We start from the raw sequence: 15,307 nt of genomic DNA on the forward strand, positions 1-15,307 counted from the left end.
CTGTTGTATGGATGTACACACAACGGGAGCGAGGGAGCATGGCCAAGGACATCACGGACCCGGGCCCGCCCCCGGAGACGAGCCTGAAACCCAATGCGATCGGGTTCCTCGACGCCCTGGTCATCGGGCTCAACGCGACCTCCCCCGCGTACTCCGTGGCGGCGGTCATCGGTCCGATCGTGGCGCTGGTGGGCATCTACGCCCCCGGGGTGATGCTCGCGTCGTTCGTACCCATGCTGCTGATCGCGTCGGCGTTCTACTACCTCAACAAGGTCGACCAGGACTGCGGCACGACGTTCTCCTGGGTCACCCGGGCCATGGGGCCGTGGGCGGGCTGGCTGGGCGGCTGGGCCATCGCGATGACGGGCGTCCTGGTCGTCGGGTCGCTCGCCGACGTCGCCGTGACCTTCTTCCTGCTCGCCGTGGGCCTGGACGGCTGGGCCGACAACGACGCGGTGCGCCAGGTGCTGACGGTGCTGCTCATCCTGGTGATGACGGCCGTCTGTGTGATCGGCACCGAGATCTCGGCCAAGGTGCAGAACGTCCTCATCCTGGCGCAGGTGGCCTGCCTGCTCGCCTTCGCCGTGGTGGCGCTCTACCGCGTCTACGCCGACACCGGCACCCTCGACGCCGTCGATCCGGAGTTCGGCTGGCTCGACCCGTTCGGAGCCGGCGGGGCGTCCCTGACCGCGTCCCTGCTGCTGGGTGTGTTCATCTACTGGGGGTGGGAGTCGGCGGTCAACCTCACCGAGGAGACCGAGGACTCGGCCACCGCCCCCGGCCGGGCGGCCGTCTGGTCGACCGTGCTGCTGCTGGTGACCTACCTCGCGGTCGCCTTCGCCGTCGTTGCCTACGCAGGAACGGACTATCTCGCCGAGAACGCGGCGGAGGAGGAGTTCATCTTCGCCCTGCTCGCCGAGGAGGCGATGGGCGGCTGGGACTGGGTCGTCCTGCTCGCCGTCTCGACGTCGGCGCTCGCCTCCACGCAGACGACGATCATCCCGGCGTCGCGCACCGGTCTGTCCATGGCACGCCGGCACGCTCTGCCCGCGCACTTCGGCCGCATCCACCCGCGGTTCCGCACCCCCGACGTGAGCACCTGGTGGGTCGCGGGCATCGCCATCGCCTGGTACCTCGTCCTGTACCACGTCAGCGAGAACGCCCTCTTCGACTCCCTCACCGCCCTGTCCCTGCTGATCGCCTTCTACTACGCGCTCACGGGCCTGGCCTGCGCGGTCTACTACCGCCGCCAGCTGACCCGCAGCGCCCGCAACCTCTTCCTGATCGGCCTCGGCCCGCTGATCGGCGCGGGGCTGCTGGCGTGGCTGCTGGTGGAGTCCGTGGCGGACATGTCCGACCCCGAGAACTCCTACAGCGGCGTCTCGTGGTTCGGGCTGGGCCCGCCGCTCGTCATCGGCATCGGCATCGCGGTGACGGGTGTCGTCCTCATGATCGTGTGGCGGGTGCTGGCGCCCGCCTTCTGGTCGGAACACCCGAGCGTGGTCGACCCGGACCTCGTCGACGGCAAGGAGTCCTGAACATGTCGGTGGTCCTCGGCTACGACGAGTCCCCGGGCGCCCTGAGCGCGCTGCGCGTCGCCATCGAGGTGGCGACCGCGTACGACGAACCCCTGGTGATCGTCCACGGCGTCGCCGCCCCCGGCGTCACGGGCGAGGAGTACGGCGCTCATCACGAGGCCGTCCGCGAGGCAGGCAGCGCCGCGCTCTCCCACGCGGTCCGGGTGGCCGACGAGGCCGGTGTGCGAACGTCCGTGGAGCTCATCGACGAGCGGCCCGCGCAGGCGCTGATCGAGGCGGCGGCCCGGCACGGCGCCAGGGTCATCGTCGTGGGCACGTGGGGCGAGAGCCCGGTGCGGGGCGCGCTGCTGGGCTCCACGCCGCACAAGCTGCTGCACCTGTCGACCGTGCCCGTGCTGTGCGTGCCGGCCCGGTCATGAACCGCCCGGGCGTCGCCCGGGCTTGAACACGTACAGGCCGAGGATGTCGGGCAGCGGCGCGACGCCGGGGCCGCCGTCGCGCACCCAGGAGACGACGTCCTCCGTGGCGGCCGGGTCGTTGACCAGTCCGAGCCACACCGGCCGGGCTCCGGCGGCCCGGCCGGCCGCCGACGGCTGGACCACGACGACGTTGGCCTGGTCGCAGACGTCGAGGCAGTCGGAGATCCGCACCGGCGCCGCCTCGCGCAGGCGTTCGGTCTGGGCGGCGTGATCGACGCCTCTGATCTTGCGGGTGCCGCAGCAGCAGTCCCGGCAGACGACGATGCGGCAGGGGACCCCTGCGTTCGGCGTCGCGGACATGCTGCCCCTCCCTCGCTGCGTCTGGTGATGATCATGTCACGCGGGCACCGGGCCCGGAGCGTCAGGTCCCTTCCCGGAGCGGGTTGGGCAGGGGCCGGTAGCGGGCGTCGGCGCCGTCCGCGCCCGTCCACCGCAGCAGCAGGTTGGTCTTCGCGGGGAGGGTCGGCGAGCCGAGCAGGGCGGGGATCTCCGGGAGGTCGTGGCGGGCGAGTTCGCGGCGGGCGGCGGGCCAGGGGTCGAACCCGGGGTGGCCTTCGGCGAGGGCGCCGGCGATCTCCATGAGGTGATTGACGACGAGGCAGTACACGAGCCGCTCCCAGCCGTCCTCCCGCGCCACGTCCGGCAGCAGTTTCACGCCCTCGGCGTCCCGGTACAGCGCCTGCACCGGCAGACCGTCGGCGTCGACGGCGACCAGGGTGTTCTGGAGGTGGGCCTCGATGACGACGCCGTGCTCGGCGAACGCCGTCAGCGCCGGGGGCACGACCTGGGCCAGGTAGGCCGTCCACCAGGCCCCCGGGTCGGCGGCGGCACCGAGCGGGCTGCCGTCGAAGCCCTCCACCAGGCCGGCGGCGAGCAGGGGGGTCGCGCCGGGCAGGAGGCGGTCGGCGAAGCCGTCGCGCACGAGGACGGCGAGGGCCTCGAAGGCGAAGTCCGCGGTGCGGTACCCGCGGTCGCCGAGCCAGGCCGGGGGCCCGTCGAACGTCGCGAAGGCGGCGCACACGGCCGCGTCCGTCCTGCGCAGGGCGCGCAGGTCGTGGCGCCACAGCCGGCGGACGTCGTTGGTGATGCGCACGTCCAGGCTGAACTTGAGGAAGAGGTCGGGCCCGGGTGCGTAGAGCGTGCGGATCGCGGCCGTGGGCCAGGTGTCGCAGGCGGTCGTGCCGAGCCGGATCAGCCTGCCGTCCGCGAAGGCGGGGGCGAGTTCCCCGCTCGCCAGGTCCAGTTGCCAGGGGTGGGCCGGGAGCAGGCGGTAGCCGGGCGGGGCCGTGCCGAGGGCGTCGAGGGCGGAGGTGTCGCCCTCCTCGACGACGGTGTCCTCACGCAGCCCGAGCAGGGCCATCGGGAAGCGGGCGTACGCCTCGGGCGCGTAGGGCAGCCAGCCGGCGGCGGGGCCGCCCCCGCGCGCCTTGGGGGCGGGGTGGTGGGTGTGGCCGGTGAGGAGGGACTGCTCGGAGCGTCGGTAGAGGTCGCCGGGTGGGGTGGCCCGGGACCGGGCCGCGAGCAGGGCGGCCACGGCGTCCCGGCTGTCGAGCATCTCGGCCGGCAGTTCGTGGTTGGGCAGGCCGGTGTGCCGGCGCAGCTCCTCGGCGACGAGCTTGACCAGCTGGGTGTGGCCGAGGCGGTGCCAGGCGCCCGCGGACTCGACCTCCGGTTCCGCGGGCCGCCGCGTCCCGCGCACCCGCAGCAGGCGGTCGCCGGGGAGCCGGTGGACGCGACGGTCGCCCTCCCGGCGCACCGGCCGGGCCACCTCCCGCAGCAGGCAGTTCAGCAGGGGTACGGCGGCATATGCGTCGGCGAGCGCCCCGGTGGCCGGGTCGTCACCGTGGGCCGAGTCGTCGTCGGCGGGCGGGGGCATGAGGTCCACGCGTTCCACTCGTCCCTACGGTCCTTCCAGCGTTCCGGGCGGAGATGATCAGTATGTCGGTCGTCGCCATTCCGCTGTGACGCCCCTATTCGTACCCGAGGAGCCCGCCCGTGCACCGTCCCCCCTCCGCCGAGACCGACGTCGCCGGCGAGCTGTCCGTCGTACGGCCCGGGCTGCTGCCGCGGTACGAGGCCGAACTGCCCGGCGCCCGGGCGGCCGTGCTGTCCCGGCTGTGGCGCGGTCTCGCCCACGATCCGCTGCCCTGGGTCATCCGCCGCGAGCGGGACCGGGACGGTCTGACACTGCCCCTGTCCGACGGCCGCCGGCTGCACGGCCCCCGGCCTGATCCTCACTCCACCGGCGCGTACGTCACCGTCGTACGGCTCGACGGGACGGCCTACGCGGATCCGGCGCGGCTGATGACCGACCTCGCCGTACCGCACTCCGCCTCCTTCGCCGTCGAGCTCGGGCACAGCGTCGCCTCGTTGGCGCTGTCGAGGGCGGGACAGGAGGACGCGGACCGGGACGAGTGGCCGGAGAGCGACTGGGAGTGGGAGCAGCGGATCGCGGACGGGCACCCGTTCCATCCGACGTGCCGGTCCCGGCCGGGCTTCTCGGTGGCCGAGCAGCTGGCCTACGGGCCGGAGCACCGGCCGGTCGTGGAGCTGGGCCTGGTGCCGGTGCGGGCCGAGGAGTGCCTGGTCACGGGCGAGTGGCCGCGGGAGCTTCGGGACGGGGAGCGGGTGGTGCTGCCGGTGCACCCGTGGCAGGCGGCGCACGTGCTGAAGCGGGTGTGCGAGGAGCGACGGCCCGCGCATCCGCTGATGTCCCTGCGGACGCTGGCCCTGCCGGGCGGGCCGCATGTGAAGACCTCGCTGAGCGCCCGGCTGACGTCCTCGGTACGGGACATCTCCCTGCCCTCGGTGGCCGCGTCGGCGGTGCTGTCGGACTTCGCCGCGACTTTGGCGGCGCGCACGGACGGCCTGCTGCACGTCACCCGCACCCTGGGCGCGGCGGCGGCCGGCTCCCCCGACTTCGCGGCCGTCCTGCGGGAGTCGCCGCAGACCTACGCGGGCAGTGGCGAGCGGGTGCTGCCGGTGGCGGCGCTCGCCACCACCGCCCTCCCCGGGTCCCCGGCCTGGCTGGCCGGTTTCGCCCGGCTCGCGCTGACCGTCGGGCTGCGGCTGCTGGAGCTGGGCGTGGCCCTGGAGGCGCACGGCCAGAACCTCCTGGTGGTCCTGTCGGCGGCGGGCGATCCGCTGCGGCTGGTCTACCGCGACCTGGCCGACATCCGTATCAGCCCGGCCCGCCTCGCGCGGCACGGCATCACGGTGCCCGAACTGCCGGCCCGGATGGTCACGGACGACGAACGCGCGCTGCGCCGCAAGCTGTTCGGCTCGCTCGTGGCGGGTGCGCTGGCCGGCGCGGCGGGGTCGGGCCCGGCGCTCGGAGCGGCACTGGAGACGGCCGTACGGGACCTGCCGAGCACCCCCGACCTCGCGGCCCTGTGTGCGGATCCCCTGCCCACGAAGGCGCTGACGCTGATGCGCCTGTCACCGCGGACGCCCGGCGACCAGTGGGCGGAACTGCCCAATCCCCTTCGCTGAGACGCGTTTTGGAAGCGGAGCCGGATGATCACTAGGATCCGGCGATGATCACAAGAACACGGCTGGCGGCAGGGGTCTGTGCCCTGCTCGCCGCGCTGACGACCGGGCTCGCCTTCCCGGCCGGAGCGGCCGCCGGCGAACCCACGGGCCAGGACGCCCCCAAGGTCGACCTCGTCCTCGATGTGAGCGGCTCGATGCGGGCGCGGGACATCGACGGACAGTCGCGGATGGCCGCCGCGAAGCAGGCGTTCAACGAGGTGCTCGACGCGACACCGGAGAAGGTCGAACTCGGCATCCGCACCCTGGGCGCCGACTACCCCGGGGACGACCGCAGGACGGGCTGCAAGGACACCGCGCAGCTCTACCCCGTCGGCCCGCTCGACCGCACCGAGGCCAAGGCGGCCGTCGCCACCCTCACCCCGACGGGCTGGACGCCGATCGGCCCGGCCCTGCTGAAGGCGGCCGGCGACCTGGCCGGCGGCGACGGCTCCAAGCGCATCGTGCTGATCAGCGACGGCGAGGACACCTGCGCCCCGCTCGATCCGTGCGAGGTGGCCCGCGAGATAGCGGCCAAGGGCATCGGACTGACCATCGACACCCTGGGCCTGGTGCCCACCGCCAAGCTGAGCAGGCAGCTGAGCTGCATCGCCGAGGCCACCGGCGGCACGTACACCTCGGTGGAGCACCAGGACGAACTGACCGACCGGGTGAACCAGTTGGTGGACCGGGCGGCCGACCCGGTGGTGACACCGGAACCGGCGGCGGGCGCCGACCGGTGCGCCGCGGCGCCGACGCTGAAGCCGGGCCTCTACAGCGACCGCGAGGGGTTCGGGCAGCAGCGCTTCTACCGGGTGGACGTGCGGCCGGGGCAGGAGCTGCGCGCCTCGGTGAGCGTCGCGGCGGACCGGGCCGTGAACCCCGGCTACGGCGTCCTGCTGCGGGCCGTGACGTCCAAGGGCCGCGAGATCGTGCGCGGCGAGGCGGCGGGCAACGGCCGCACGGACGTGATCGCGACCGGCCTGCGCCACCCGAAGGCGGAGAGCGACGACGAGGACGCGCCCGCCGAGGCGGTCTGCCTGGCCGTCTCGCACTCCTTCTCGGCGGCCCCCGGCGTGAAGACCACGCCCGGTCTGCCGCTGGAGCTGACGGTGGACGTCGTGGACGCCCCGAGCCCGGCGGGCGACGTGGCCGCCTTCGGCCTCGGCCGCGGCTGGTGGCTGCTCGGCGTGCTGATCCTCACCGGCTTCCTCGCCGGTCTCGTCCGGGGCTGGCTGTCGCGCTGGCGGATCGCGGTCTGGAGGACCAACTGATGCGAGTGGTACGAGCGTTGAGCGCGGCGTTGCTGACCCTCGGCCTGGCGGCCGCGCCGGCGGCGGCCGACGCCTCGCCGAGTCCGTCGCAGGACGGCACGGCGGCCCCGACACGGGCCGGTACGTCGTTCCGCACGGCGGCGGAGATCGAGCAGGGGCAGCCGGCCACGGCGAGCGGTTCCACGGGTGACTACCTGTACTGGTCGTTCCCCGCCGACACCGGGCAGCGGCCCACGGTCGAGGCGACGGTGAAGCTCCCGGAGAGCCACGCCTCCCAGACCTGGCAGATCGACGTCTACGACGGTCTGCGCCGCCGCCAGGCCTGCCAGTACGGGGCGCAGACACGCACCGCGGCGGCGGACGCCTCCTCCGTGGAGCTGGCCTGCGTGCTGCGCACGGTCCGCGCCTGGTCGGAGCCGTGGGCGAACGACCCGCTGCCCGGCACCTACTACGTCCGGCTGACGGTCACCGGCGTCGCCACCGCCGACCTCGGTCTCCCGGTCGGCAGCGAAGTGCGGGTGGACTCCCGGGACATCGGCGGATCCGCGGCGGTCGACGGCTCGCTCGCCGAGCCGCTGGTGCCGGGCATCTCCACGAAGACCGGGGAGGAACGGGAGGACGCGGCGGTGCCGGCCGGTCTCGAACCCGAGGACGGCTGGGCGTCCGGCCGGTGGTCGGACCGGTGGGTGTGGACCGCGGCCGGCGGGATCCTCGCCGCGCTCGCCGGGGTCGGCGGGTACGCGCTGACGCGCGGGACGGGACGGCCGTCCCGGGTGCCGCCCGCCTGACGATCCCCGATGTCCTGACGGTCACTCAGAAGGCCCGCTGTCCGCGGGCCTTCTCTCCCGCCTCGCGCAGCGCCTTGGCGAGCGCGCCCTCCCCGCTCACCTCGACCCGCCCCGCACGCACGGCGCGGGCGAGGCTCAGCTCACCGCGGGCGACGGCCGTGCACGTGGCGGTGTCCAGGGCCAGCCGGGCGTCCGGCTCCCCGGGGGCGGGTCCGTCGCCGTACACGGGCCCCTCCTCGGCACCGGCGTACAGATGGAACAAGCCTTCCTCCAGGCGGACTTCGACGAGCCCGTCGCCGTCCAGCAGACGCAGCAGGGGCAGGGCGAACCAGTGCGCCCGGACCGCGTCCGTCGGCCGGCGCTCCCCGAGCGCGGACCGCCCCCACTCCCCCAGCGCCTGGAGCACGGGCAGCAACTTCCGCCCGTGCGGGGTGAGTTCGTACACGGAGGCCGCACCGGGCGGCGGCAGCCGGCGCCGGGTCGACAGGCCGTCGCGCTCCATGTCCTTAAGCCGCGAGGCGAGTACGTCGGTGCTGACCCCGGGCAGGTCCGCGTGCAGGTCGGTGTAGCGGCGGGGACCGGCGAGGAGCTCGCGGACGATCAGCAGGGTCCAGCGGTCGCCGACGACATCGAGCGCACGGGCGGCGGAGCAGTACTGGTCGTAGCTTCGGCGAGGTGGCATGCGACGCAGTCTAGACAAGTTGTTGGACTTTCCAAGCGCGCACTTGGTAAAACCAAGCACACGGTTCGGCAGAGGAGAGGCGCGCATGGAGTTCCGGCAGTCGAGCAAGCTCAGCGAGGTCTGTTACGAGATCCGCGGCCCGGTCATCGAGCACGCCGACGCACTGGAGGAGTCGGGCCACAGCGTGCTGCGCCTGAACACCGGCAATCCGGCGCTCTTCGGGTTCGAGGCTCCCGAGGAGATCCTCCAGGACATGATCCGGATGCTGCCGCAGGCCCACGGCTACACCGACTCGCGCGGCATCCTCTCGGCCCGCCGCGCGGTCGCCCAGCGCTACCAGAACCTGGGCCTGGAGGTCGGTGTCGACGACGTCTTCCTCGGCAACGGCGTCTCGGAACTGGTGTCGATGGCCGTCCAGGCGCTCATCGAGGACGGCGACGAGATCCTGATCCCCGCCCCGGACTTCCCCCTCTGGACGGCGGTGACGACCCTCGCGGGCGGCAAGGCGGTCCACTACCTGTGCGACGAGCAGGCCGACTGGTACCCCGACCTCGACGACATGGCCTCGAAGATCACCGACCGGACGAAGGCGGTCGTGATCATCAACCCGAACAACCCCACCGGCGCGGTCTACCCCAAGGAGATCGTCGAGGGCATCCTGGACCTGGCCCGGCGGCACGGGCTGATGGTCTTCGCCGACGAGATCTACGACCAGATCCTCTACGACGACGCCGTGCACCACTCGGCCGCCGCCCTCGCCCCCGACCTGGTGGTCCTCACCTTCTGCGGCCTGTCCAAGACCTACCGCGTGGCGGGTTTCCGCTCCGGCTGGCTCGTGGTCACGGGACCACGGCAGCACGCCAAGGACTACCTGGAGGGCCTCACCATGCTGGCCTCCATGCGGCTGTGCGCCAACGCGCCCGCCCAGTACGCCATCCAGGCCGCGCTCGGCGGCCGGCAGTCCATCCGCGAGCTGACCACCCCGGGCGGACGGCTGCTGGAACAGCGGAACGTGGCCTGGGAGAAGCTGAACGAGATCCCCGGCGTGACGTGCGTGAAGCCCAAGGGCGCGCTGTACGCGTTCCCCCGTCTGGACCCGAAGGTGCACAAGATCCACGACGACGAGAGGTTCGTCCTGGACCTGCTGCTGCGGGAGAAGATCCAGGTCGTCCAGGGCACGGGCTTCAACTGGCCGGCGCCGGATCACTTCCGCATCCTGACCCTGCCGCAGGCGGACGACCTGGAGGCGGCGATCGGCCGGATCGGACGGTTCCTCGGCGGGTACCGCCAGTAGCCGCCGAGCCGTTCCCGGAGCGTGCGGGACGGCCGGAAAGGGTCTTTGAGCCGGATGGAGGCCGAGCGCAGGGCGTGAGCGCCGCGAAGGGGGGAACGTCGTCCTCGGTCCTCTACCCCCAGGCGAGAGCGGAGACGAGTGATGGCCACCACGCAGGGTGAAGCCCGGGCCGACACCGCACGGCCGGCGGACCTCCGGTTGCCGGGCATCGTGCTCGGGGTGGGGATGGGCGGGTTCGCCGACGGCATCCTGCTGCACCAGCTGTTGCAGTGGCACCACATGCTCTCCAGCACCAACCAGGACCGCATCGGGGTGCAGTACTACGACCCCCACACCGTCTCCGGCCTGGAGATGAACACCCTGTGGGACGGCGTCTTCCACACCGTGTGCTGGCTCGCGGTCCTGCTCGGGCTGGCCGTGCTGTACGCGCGGGTCACCCACGACCGGCTGCGGGTGTGGACCTCCCGGGTGCTGTGGGGCTGGATGCTCGTCGGCTGGGGCCTGTTCAACCTCGTGGAGGGCGTCCTGGACCACCACGTCCTCGGCATCCACCACGTCCACGCCGGGGAGGGCCAGCTCTGGTGGGACATCGGCTTCCTCGTCCTGGGCGCCCTGCTGGTCGCCGGCGGCCACCTGCTCCAGCGCGGCGGCAGGTTCCTCGACCCCGGTGCGCCCGCCGACCGCCGTTCGGGCCGGCAGGGCTGATGGACCACCACCACCTGCCCGAGCACGGGCAGGACGCGACCGGCGGCGCCCTGGTCTGGCTGCCGCCCGCACTCGTGCTGCTCGCCGCCGCCGGTGCCTACCTGCTGCTCGTCCGCCGGGCGCGCCGCCGCAATCCGGCCCTCGGCTGGAGCCGGTGGCGGACCGGCTTCTTCCTGGGCGGGACCGTCCTGCTCGGTGTCGCGCTGCTGCCGCCCGTGGCCCCCTTGGCCCACGGGGACTTCCGGGGGCACATGGTCCAGCACCTCCTCATCGGCATGTACGCGCCGCTCGCACTGGTCCTGGCCGCCCCCGTCACGCTCCTGCTGCGCACCCTTCCCGCGTCCCGGGGCCGATGGCTGACCGCCGTGCTCCACAGCCGGCCCGCCCGCGTGATCGCCCACCCGGCGGTCGCGCTGGTCCTCTCCACGGGCAGCCTCGTGCTGCTGTACTTCACGCCCCTGTACAACGCGGCCTCGGCCGTCCCGGCCGCGCACTGGCTGCTGCACGCGCACTTCCTGCTCTCCGGATGCCTGTTCGCGTACGCCGTCGCCGGCCCCGACCCGGCCCCCGCGCGGCCCGGTGTCAGGGCCCGGCTGGTCTACCTCGGCGTCGCGATCGCGGCACACGCCGTGATCTCCCAGTTGATCTATGCCGGCTTCCGGGTCCACATCAACGCACCGGTCGACCAGGTGCAGGGCGGCGCGGAGATCATGTACTACGGCGGCGACGTGGCCGAACTGCTGCTGGCCGCGGCACTGGTCGCCACGTGGCGGCCCGAGCCCCGGCGCGCGGCGAACCGCGGTGCGCGGCGGGGGTTCGTCCCGGCCCGGAATGTCAGTGGCGGGTCGTAGCCTTCGAGCAGGTGGGGCGTGCGCCCCGGGGGGAGCTGCCGGAAGCCGGAGAGGAGCCGCCGTGACCCGACCGCCGACCGCCGCACAGCGGCGGGTCATCGACGCGGCCGACCCGGTGACCGGGCGGCTCCGGGGCACGGAGTCGCAGCTGACGGCGCTGGTGAAGCGGGGGCTGGCCTTCCGGCACCCCCGGCCGCCGCACGACCACTTCCTGACGCCCGAGGGGCACCGGGTGCGGCAGGGCATCACGCCGGTGCCCGAGTCCGCCGGGCCCGGGCAGGCCCCCGCGTCGACGGGCGTGTTCGCCGCACGCGTCGGGGGCGAGGAAGCCGCTCCGGATGCCGGGCCGGCCCGGCGCCGTGAGGTGCACAGCGCCTGGCAGGGGCTGCTGGAGCTGCGCCGGATGACCAACCCGGGCGGGGACACCGACCGGCCCTGCGGCTGGGAGCGTACGCATCTGGTGCGGGCCGCCGCGCTGGCCCTGGAGGCGGCCGGGCACGCTCCGGCGGGGCGGGAGGGCGGGGGCTACCGCGTGCGGGAGACCCCGCAGCCGGAGGCCGTCGCCGTGCACGAGCCGGACAGCGAGGCGCTGCGGGCCTGCGCGGCCGCCCTCGAAGGGGCAGGCTGGCAGGTGAGCGAGCACCGTGAGCCGCGCACCGGTAAGCGGTATCTGCTGGCTTCACCGCGCCGGGCGTGATGGCCATGCCAAGATCGGTGGATCGTTGTGCAGTGCACGAGAACCCGAAGGGGAAGCCGTGAGCGAGCCGTTTTCCGTCCCGGTGACCGTCCGTGGCTACGAGACCGACGTCCAAGGGCACCTCAACCAGGCGGTCTACCTGAACTACGCGGAGCACGCCCGCTGGTCGCTGCTCAAGGCCGCCGGGATCAGCCAGTCCGCCCTCATCGGCAGCGGCGTGGGCCCCGTCGCCCTGGAGACGACCATCCGCTACAAACGCGAACTGCTCGCGGGCGATGAGGTCGAGGTGACCTGCGCCTTCGCGTGGGACGGCGGCAAGACGTTCCGGATCGAGCAGAGCGTGGTGAAGGCGGACGGCTCGGTGGCCGCGGAGATCACGGCGGTCGGCGGGATCCTGGACCTTCACAAGCGCAAGCTGGTCGCCGATCCCGCCGAGGTCTTCAGGAAGCTGGCGTCGGACCCGGGGCTGTTCGGCCTCCCGTAGGGCCGTGGGCCTGGACCCCGGCGAGCGGGCGCGCGGCCGGGAGGTCAGTGCATGCCGCGTTCCTCCAGGGCCGCTCTCAGGCTGCGCAGGGCGTAGTAGACGCGGGACTTCACCGTGCCCTGGGGGACGCCCAGCGCGGTGGCCGCCTGGTGCGTGGTGCGGTCGGCGAAGAACGTGGCCTCCAGGGCCTCCCGGTGTGCCGGCGTCAGGGCCTGGAGGGCGTCGTGCAGGACGATGGACGACAGCATGCGTTCGATGTCGTCGGCGTCGCTGCCCAGTTCGGTCAGCCAGTCGGCGCCGCCTATCTCCTGCGGGCGGGCCGCTTTCGTCCGGTGTGTGTCGATCACGAGGTTGCGGGCGATGCGGAACATCCAGGGGCGTACGGCCATGCCCTCGCCGTCGGCGAGCGTCTGCTTGTTCCAGCAGCGCAGCAGCGTCTCCTGGAGGATGTCCTCCGTGCGGTGGGTGTCCCCGCCCAGCAGGCGCAGCACGTACGCGTAGAGGGCCGGGCCGTGCTCCAGGTAGAGGTCCCTCAGCGCCCGTTCCTCGGGCGACACGGCGCTCGCGGACCCGATCACCGTCACGTTCATGATGTGCTCCTGCTCCTGCTCCTTGGGGCGGCCCGTCCAGCCGTGGCGGCTGGAACCGGGGCCTGAGGTGCAACGGAGTGTGGTCAGGGGCGTTCCACGCTCGTTTGACGCCCGGTCCACGGCTCGTACATCGCCCGTCCGGTCACACGCAGGCCGACAGCGCCTCCACCTGGGCGCGCACCCGCCGGGCCAGTCGTTCGTCGTCCGGCGTGAGGCGGCCGACGCCGCGCAACCGGTTCCACATGTGCAGCAGTTCGCTGCCGTGGATGACCGCCGCCCTGCCGTCCTCAAGCCGCTGCCAGGCGGCCGCCGCCCGGGCGATCGCCGCCGGGGCCCCTGGGTCACCGGCACCGCACAGGATGCGGGCCACCGAGAGGGCCAGCACGGTCGCCTCCCTGTGGTCCCCGCGCAGGTGCGCCAGGTACGCCTCCATGGCCCGTGCCTCCAGCGCGTCCGGGTGCTCCGTGCCCGCCGACCGCGTCAGTGCCTCGCGCAGGGCGGTCACCTCGGCGGACGCCTCCTCGATCCGGCCCGCGGCCGTCAGAGCGTTGATGTGCGCCACCAGGTCCGCGAGTTCCGGCGCAAGGGGCCGGGACGGCTGCGGAGGCGGCGCGGGGGTGGGAGGGGCGGGAGCGGGAGGGGCGGGAGCGGGAGGGGCAGTCGCCGCGGCCCGGGCCCGCGCAACCGCCGCGGCGACGGCAGAGACAGGAGCGGGGGCGGGAGCGGGAGCGGGAGCCGACGGCGGCAGTTCCGGGGCGGGAGCCCTCTGCGGCGGCTCGGGAGCGGGAACCGACTGCGGCAGTTCCGGAGCGGGAACCGACTGCGGCAGTTCCGGAGCGGGAACCGACTGCGGCAGTTCCGGGGCGCGGCCCGTCGTCCCCGTCCGCTCCGCCGGGTCGAGGATGCGGCTGGAGCCGTCCGGGGCCACCTGAAGCACGAAGGCTGCTCCGGAAGGGCCGTCGTTCACCGTGGCCTCGACCGCGGCGGCGCGCTCCTGCGCGTGGCGTTGCAGGCGGTCCAGCACTGCCTCGTGCACGGACCCGCCCTCTTCGACGACCAGGGGCTCGCCGTTGATCTCGGCGAGTCCCTCACCCGGGATGCGCACCGCGAAGTGGGTCATGGCTGCGAGTCCTCCTGATGCTCAAGTGCCGGAAGCGCCGGAAGCGCCGGACGCGCCGGACGCGGACGGGGAAGCCGTGGGGTCCGGGTCCGCCCCCGGCGTGACACCGGGGGTGGCACCGGGGGGCGGGGCGGCCACACCCGCGTACTTGGCGAACTGGGCCCGGACGGCGAGGACGTAGCCCTGTGCCTCGTTCGTCTGCGGCACCCCCCTGGCCGCGCGCACGGCGTCCATCCCCACGTGGTAGCCGGCCAGCGCGAGGTCCAGGACGCTGCCGGTGGCCTCGTTCGCGTCGATCATCCGCTGGGCCTCACCGGCCAGATCGCACAGATGACGGCCCTGCGCCATGATCGAGTCCTCCGCGTCGAACGCCGAGGTCTCGTCGTTGTCGTCGTCGTCCTCGCCGTACTTCTCGAAGATTTCGGGAGGCAGTTGGGAGATGCCCTCCTCGCCGTTCTCGCCGACCAGTTCCTCGTTGAAGCCGGACTCCCGCTCGATCTGCGAGGCGATGACGACCGGGCCGATCGCCCCGCACAGGTCACCGGCCGCCTCGATCGGCTCCACGAGGTGCTCCGGCACCGTCGAGGTGTCCAGCTCGCCGCCGCCGTCGCCGTTGAAGACGGCGATCACCTCGTCCGCGTCGTCCGCACCGGCGGAACCGTCTCCACCGCCGCCCGAGAACAGCAGGATCAGCGCGATGAGCGGCGCCAGCAGGACCCCGAATCCGCCGATGATGATGATCACGACCAGGGTGCCGAGCAGCGCGAGCGGCGACAGCAGACAGCCGCAGCCGGTGCCGGCGGCGATGGTGTTCCGGACGGCGGTGGAGGTCCCGCCCTCCCCGCTCTCTCCCGTGCCCGCGCTCATGTGGGCCCGCCTTCTTCCTCTTGCCTTGAACCGCGACGGCTGGACGGCCCGTTGTGCTGTCGACGGGCTCGGGAGATCGAAACGGGCCCGGGAGCAATTCAGTTCAAACCCGTGGACATCAGATGATCCTGCACAGCCGAAGCGCGAGCGGAGAGGGAGGGCCGACCGCACATGAGCACTCCTGAGGCGACGCCGTCGAACCCGCAGTCATGGGTCCGGGGACCGAAGCCCGGACGGCCGGTGGCCCCCGGTGGCGGTACCTCCGGCGCGGCCGCCCCGCCGGGCGCCGGGCAGGGCCCGGCCCTCTCGCCGGGTCGTGCCCCCACGACGCCTCCGAACGCCGCGCGCACCCCCCGCCCGGTCCCCGCGTCCGGTCAGGGCCCCTCGCCGGCGCCTGGTACGGGGCGGGG

16 protein-coding genes are annotated in these 15,307 nt (G+C 73.5%); 10 read left to right on the forward strand and 6 right to left on the reverse strand.

What is annotated here, in order from left to right:
* The first annotated feature begins 38 nt into the window (after nt 1–38).
* Together GTY56_RS33550 and GTY56_RS33555 are read left to right on the forward strand one after the other, a co-directional pair.
* On the forward strand, nt 39–1,538 hold the full coding sequence (locus tag GTY56_RS33550) for an APC family permease (protein WP_161369045.1): 1,500 nt from the start codon (nt 39–41) through the stop codon (nt 1,536–1,538).
* Nucleotides 1,539–1,540: 2 nt separating this feature from the next.
* Nucleotides 1,541–1,957 (forward strand): universal stress protein, encoded by a 417-nt coding sequence (locus tag GTY56_RS33555; RefSeq protein WP_161369046.1) that lies wholly within the window; start codon nt 1,541–1,543, stop codon nt 1,955–1,957.
* On the opposite strand, the gene GTY56_RS33560 is transcribed toward GTY56_RS33555, so the two are convergent.
* Nucleotides 1,952–2,317 (reverse strand): (2Fe-2S) ferredoxin domain-containing protein, encoded by a 366-nt coding sequence (locus GTY56_RS33560; protein ID WP_161369047.1) that lies wholly within the window; start codon nt 2,315–2,317, stop codon nt 1,952–1,954. The two genes, GTY56_RS33555 and GTY56_RS33560, sit on opposite strands and share 6 nt — an antisense overlap.
* A 61-nt stretch (nt 2,318–2,378) precedes the next feature.
* On the reverse strand, nt 2,379–3,911 hold the full coding sequence (locus GTY56_RS33565) for an IucA/IucC family protein (RefSeq protein WP_524540171.1): 1,533 nt from the start codon (nt 3,909–3,911) through the stop codon (nt 2,379–2,381).
* A gap of 101 nt (nt 3,912–4,012) precedes the next feature.
* Here GTY56_RS33565 and GTY56_RS33570 point away from each other — a divergent pair, with 101 nt between their 5' ends.
* From GTY56_RS33570 to GTY56_RS33580, 3 genes are read left to right on the forward strand one after another with little or no spacing between them, the layout of a single operon-like run.
* On the forward strand, nt 4,013–5,509 hold the full coding sequence (locus tag GTY56_RS33570; RefSeq protein WP_161369048.1) for an IucA/IucC family protein: 1,497 nt from the start codon (nt 4,013–4,015) through the stop codon (nt 5,507–5,509).
* A gap of 44 nt (nt 5,510–5,553) precedes the next feature.
* Nucleotides 5,554–6,819, forward strand: coding sequence for a VWA domain-containing protein (locus tag GTY56_RS33575; RefSeq protein ID WP_161369049.1), 1,266 nt, complete (start codon nt 5,554–5,556; stop codon nt 6,817–6,819).
* On the forward strand, nt 6,819–7,607 hold the full coding sequence (locus GTY56_RS33580; protein ID WP_161369050.1) for a hypothetical protein: 789 nt from the start codon (nt 6,819–6,821) through the stop codon (nt 7,605–7,607). Before GTY56_RS33575 ends, GTY56_RS33580 begins: the two co-directional genes overlap by 1 nt.
* Before the next feature lie 25 nt (nt 7,608–7,632).
* Here the strand turns inward: GTY56_RS33580 and GTY56_RS33585 are convergent, their stop codons facing one another.
* Nucleotides 7,633–8,289: an HxlR-like winged helix-turn-helix transcriptional regulator gene (locus GTY56_RS33585; RefSeq protein ID WP_161369052.1), complete on the reverse strand. Its 657-nt coding sequence runs from the start codon at nt 8,287–8,289 to the stop codon at nt 7,633–7,635.
* Between the two features lie 85 nt (nt 8,290–8,374).
* Between GTY56_RS33585 and GTY56_RS33590 the strand changes: the two genes are divergently transcribed.
* From GTY56_RS33590 to GTY56_RS33610, 5 genes are all read left to right on the forward strand, one after another.
* Nucleotides 8,375–9,583 (forward strand): pyridoxal phosphate-dependent aminotransferase, encoded by a 1,209-nt coding sequence (locus GTY56_RS33590; protein ID WP_161369053.1) that lies wholly within the window; start codon nt 8,375–8,377, stop codon nt 9,581–9,583.
* Between the two features lie 141 nt (nt 9,584–9,724).
* Nucleotides 9,725–10,288, forward strand: a complete 564-nt coding sequence (locus tag GTY56_RS33595; protein ID WP_161369055.1) for a DUF2243 domain-containing protein — start codon at nt 9,725–9,727, stop codon at nt 10,286–10,288.
* The gene (locus tag GTY56_RS33600; RefSeq protein WP_161369056.1) at nt 10,288–11,139 is read left to right on the forward strand and encodes a cytochrome c oxidase assembly protein; all 852 of its coding nucleotides are present in this window, start codon (nt 10,288–10,290) and stop codon (nt 11,137–11,139) included. The genes GTY56_RS33595 and GTY56_RS33600 overlap by 1 nt, the downstream gene beginning before the upstream one ends.
* Before the next feature lie 61 nt (nt 11,140–11,200).
* Complete coding sequence (locus GTY56_RS33605) at nt 11,201–11,836, forward strand: hypothetical protein (protein WP_161369057.1); 636 nt, start codon at nt 11,201–11,203, stop codon at nt 11,834–11,836.
* A gap of 58 nt (nt 11,837–11,894) precedes the next feature.
* Nucleotides 11,895–12,320, forward strand: coding sequence for a thioesterase family protein (locus GTY56_RS33610; protein WP_161369058.1), 426 nt, complete (start codon nt 11,895–11,897; stop codon nt 12,318–12,320).
* Nucleotides 12,321–12,364: 44 nt separating this feature from the next.
* Here GTY56_RS33610 and GTY56_RS33615 read toward each other — a convergent pair whose 3' ends face one another.
* From GTY56_RS33615 to GTY56_RS33625, 3 genes are all read right to left on the reverse strand, one after another.
* Nucleotides 12,365–12,910 carry a sigma-70 family RNA polymerase sigma factor gene (locus tag GTY56_RS33615; RefSeq protein ID WP_161369059.1) on the reverse strand — a complete coding sequence of 182 codons (546 nt, stop codon included), beginning with the start codon at nt 12,908–12,910 and terminating at the stop codon, nt 12,365–12,367.
* A gap of 142 nt (nt 12,911–13,052) precedes the next feature.
* The gene (locus tag GTY56_RS33620) at nt 13,053–14,030 is read right to left on the reverse strand and encodes a hypothetical protein (protein WP_161369060.1); all 978 of its coding nucleotides are present in this window, start codon (nt 14,028–14,030) and stop codon (nt 13,053–13,055) included.
* A 21-nt stretch (nt 14,031–14,051) separates the two neighbouring features.
* Nucleotides 14,052–14,897, reverse strand: a complete 846-nt coding sequence (locus GTY56_RS33625) for a transglycosylase SLT domain-containing protein (RefSeq protein WP_161369062.1) — start codon at nt 14,895–14,897, stop codon at nt 14,052–14,054.
* Between the last annotated feature and the right edge of the window lie 410 nt (nt 14,898–15,307).

The sequence above is a fragment of the Streptomyces sp. SID5643 genome (assembly GCF_009872555.1).
Taxonomy (GTDB): domain Bacteria; phylum Actinomycetota; class Actinomycetes; order Streptomycetales; family Streptomycetaceae; genus Streptomyces; species Streptomyces iakyrus.

Coding starts and splice junctions, on each gene's coding strand:
- GTY56_RS33550 (WP_161369045.1), top strand. CDS start 39: ATGGCCAAGGACATCACGGACCCGGGCCCGCCCCCGGAGACGAGCCTG.
- GTY56_RS33555 (WP_161369046.1), top strand. CDS start 1,541: ATGTCGGTGGTCCTCGGCTACGACGAGTCCCCGGGCGCCCTGAGCGCG.
- GTY56_RS33560 (WP_161369047.1), bottom strand. CDS start 2,317: ATGTCCGCGACGCCGAACGCAGGGGTCCCCTGCCGCATCGTCGTCTGC.
- GTY56_RS33575 (WP_161369049.1), top strand. CDS start 5,554: ATGATCACAAGAACACGGCTGGCGGCAGGGGTCTGTGCCCTGCTCGCC.
- GTY56_RS33580 (WP_161369050.1), top strand. CDS start 6,819: ATGCGAGTGGTACGAGCGTTGAGCGCGGCGTTGCTGACCCTCGGCCTG.
- GTY56_RS33585 (WP_161369052.1), bottom strand. CDS start 8,289: ATGCCACCTCGCCGAAGCTACGACCAGTACTGCTCCGCCGCCCGTGCG.
- GTY56_RS33590 (WP_161369053.1), top strand. CDS start 8,375: ATGGAGTTCCGGCAGTCGAGCAAGCTCAGCGAGGTCTGTTACGAGATC.
- GTY56_RS33595 (WP_161369055.1), top strand. CDS start 9,725: ATGGCCACCACGCAGGGTGAAGCCCGGGCCGACACCGCACGGCCGGCG.
- GTY56_RS33600 (WP_161369056.1), top strand. CDS start 10,288: ATGGACCACCACCACCTGCCCGAGCACGGGCAGGACGCGACCGGCGGC.
- GTY56_RS33615 (WP_161369059.1), bottom strand. CDS start 12,910: ATGAACGTGACGGTGATCGGGTCCGCGAGCGCCGTGTCGCCCGAGGAA.
- GTY56_RS33620 (WP_161369060.1), bottom strand. CDS start 14,030: ATGACCCACTTCGCGGTGCGCATCCCGGGTGAGGGACTCGCCGAGATC.
- GTY56_RS33625 (WP_161369062.1), bottom strand. CDS start 14,897: ATGAGCGCGGGCACGGGAGAGAGCGGGGAGGGCGGGACCTCCACCGCC.